This is a genomic window from Streptomyces sp. NPDC057963 (genome assembly GCF_042887155.1).
GTDB lineage: Bacteria > Actinomycetota > Actinomycetes > Streptomycetales > Streptomycetaceae > Streptomyces.
In genome coordinates this window covers 1,777-4,275 of record NZ_JBHVPX010000063.1, presented here as the reverse complement: position 1 = coordinate 4,275, position 2,499 = coordinate 1,777, and the positions used below count along the sequence as shown (strand labels likewise).

Annotated in this window: 1 rRNA gene (only partly in view); it reads right to left on the bottom strand. The window is 56.1% G+C overall.

The features are described from left to right. Positions 1 to 22: 22 nt before the first annotated feature. A 23S ribosomal RNA gene (locus ACFVT1_RS40870) occupies positions 23 to 2,499 on the bottom strand (it continues 142 nt past the right edge of the window).

The window sequence follows — 2,499 nt, the reverse complement described above, 5'->3', positions numbered from 1 at the left end:
AACACAGTGGACGCGAGCAACTGAGGACAAGCCCTCGGCCTATTAGTACCAGTCAGCTCCACCCGTTACCAGGCTTCCACATCTGGCCTATCAACCCAGTCGTCTACTGGGAGCCTTAACCAATCAAGTTGGTGGGAATACTCATCTCGAAGCAGGCTTCCCGCTTAGATGCTTTCAGCGGTTATCCTTTCCGAACGTAGCCAACCAGCCATGCCCTTGGCAGAACAACTGGCACACCAGAGGTTCGTCCGTCCCGGTCCTCTCGTACTAGGGACAGCCCTTCTCAATATTCCTACGCGCGCAGCGGATAGGGACCGAACTGTCTCACGACGTTCTAAACCCAGCTCGCGTACCGCTTTAATGGGCGAACAGCCCAACCCTTGGGACCGACTCCAGCCCCAGGATGCGACGAGCCGACATCGAGGTGCCAAACCATCCCGTCGATATGGACTCTTGGGGAAGATCAGCCTGTTATCCCCGGGGTACCTTTTATCCGTTGAGCGACAGCGCTTCCACAAGCCACTGCCGGATCACTAGTCCCGACTTTCGTCCCTGCTCGACCCGTCGGTCTCACAGTCAAGCTCCCTTGTGCACTTACACTCAACACCTGATTGCCAACCAGGCTGAGGGAACCTTTGGGCGCCTCCGTTACTCTTTAGGAGGCAACCGCCCCAGTTAAACTACCCATCAGACACTGTCCCTGATCCGGATCACGGACCCAGGTTAGACATCCAGCACGACCAGAGTGGTATTTCAACGACGACTCCACAACCACTGGCGTGGCCGCTTCAAAGTCTCCCACCTATCCTACACAAGCCGAACCGAACACCAATATCAAACTATAGTAAAGGTCCCGGGGTCTTTCCGTCCTGCTGCGCGAAACGAGCATCTTTACTCGTAGTGCAATTTCACCGGGCCTATGGTTGAGACAGTCGAGAAGTCGTTACGCCATTCGTGCAGGTCGGAACTTACCCGACAAGGAATTTCGCTACCTTAGGATGGTTATAGTTACCACCGCCGTTTACTGGCGCTTAAGTTCTCAGCTTCGCCAACCCGAAAGTCGGCTAACCGGTCCCCTTAACGTTCCAGCACCGGGCAGGCGTCAGTCCGTATACATCGCCTTACGGCTTCGCACGGACCTGTGTTTTTAGTAAACAGTCGCTTCTCGCTGGTCTCTGCGGCCACCCCCAGCTCATGGAGCAAATCCAATCACCAGTGATGGCCCCCCTTCTCCCGAAGTTACGGGGGCATTTTGCCGAGTTCCTTAACCATAGTTCACCCGAACGCCTCGGTATTCTCTACCTGACCACCTGAGTCGGTTTAGGGTACGGGCCGCCATGAAACTCGCTAGAGGCTTTTCTCGACAGCATAGGATCATCCACTTCACCACAATCGGCTCGGCATCAGGTCTCAGCCTCAATGTGTGACGGATTTACCTACCACACGGCCTACACCCTTACCCCGGGACTACCACCGCCCGGGCTGGACTACCTTCCTGCGTCACCCCATCGCTTACCTACTACAAGTCTGGTTCATCGGCTCCACCACTACCCTCAACTCCGAAGAGATCGGGCCGGCTTCACGGACTTAGCATCGCCTGATTCAGTACTGGGCGTTTCAAAGCGGGTACCGGAATATCAACCGGTTGTCCATCGACTACGCCTGTCGGCCTCGCCTTAGGTCCCGACTTACCCTGGGCAGATCAGCTTGACCCAGGAACCCTTAGTCAATCGGCGCACACGTTTCTCACGTGTGTATCGCTACTCATGCCTGCATTCTCACTCGTGAACCGTCCACAACTCGCTTCCGCGGCTGCTTCACCCGGCACACGACGCTCCCCTACCCATCCACACAGGCGTTGGCCCTTCATGTGTGAATGACACGACTTCGGCGGTACGCTTGAGCCCCGCTACATTGTCGGCGCGGAATCACTTGACCAGTGAGCTATTACGCACTCTTTCAAGGGTGGCTGCTTCTAAGCCAACCTCCTGGTTGTCTCTGCGACTCCACATCCTTTCCCACTTAGCGTACGCTTAGGGGCCTTAGTCGATGCTCTGGGCTGTTTCCCTCTCGACCATGGAGCTTATCCCCCACAGTCTCACTGCCGCGCTCTCACTTACCGGCATTCGGAGTTTGGCTAAGGTCAGTAACCCGGTAGGGCCCATCGCCTATCCAGTGCTCTACCTCCGGCAAGAAACACACGACGCTGCACCTAAATGCATTTCGGGGAGAACCAGCTATCACGGAGTTTGATTGGCCTTTCACCCCTAACCACAGGTCATCCCCCAGGTTTTCAACCCTGGTGGGTTCGGTCCTCCACGAAGTCTTACCTCCGCTTCAACCTGCCCATGGCTAGATCACTCCGCTTCGGGTCTTGAGCGTGCTACTCAACCGCCCTATTCGGACTCGCTTTCGCTACGGCTTCCCCACACGGGTTAACCTCGCAACACACCGCAAACTCGCAGGCTCATTCTTCAAAAGGCACGCAGTCACGACTGT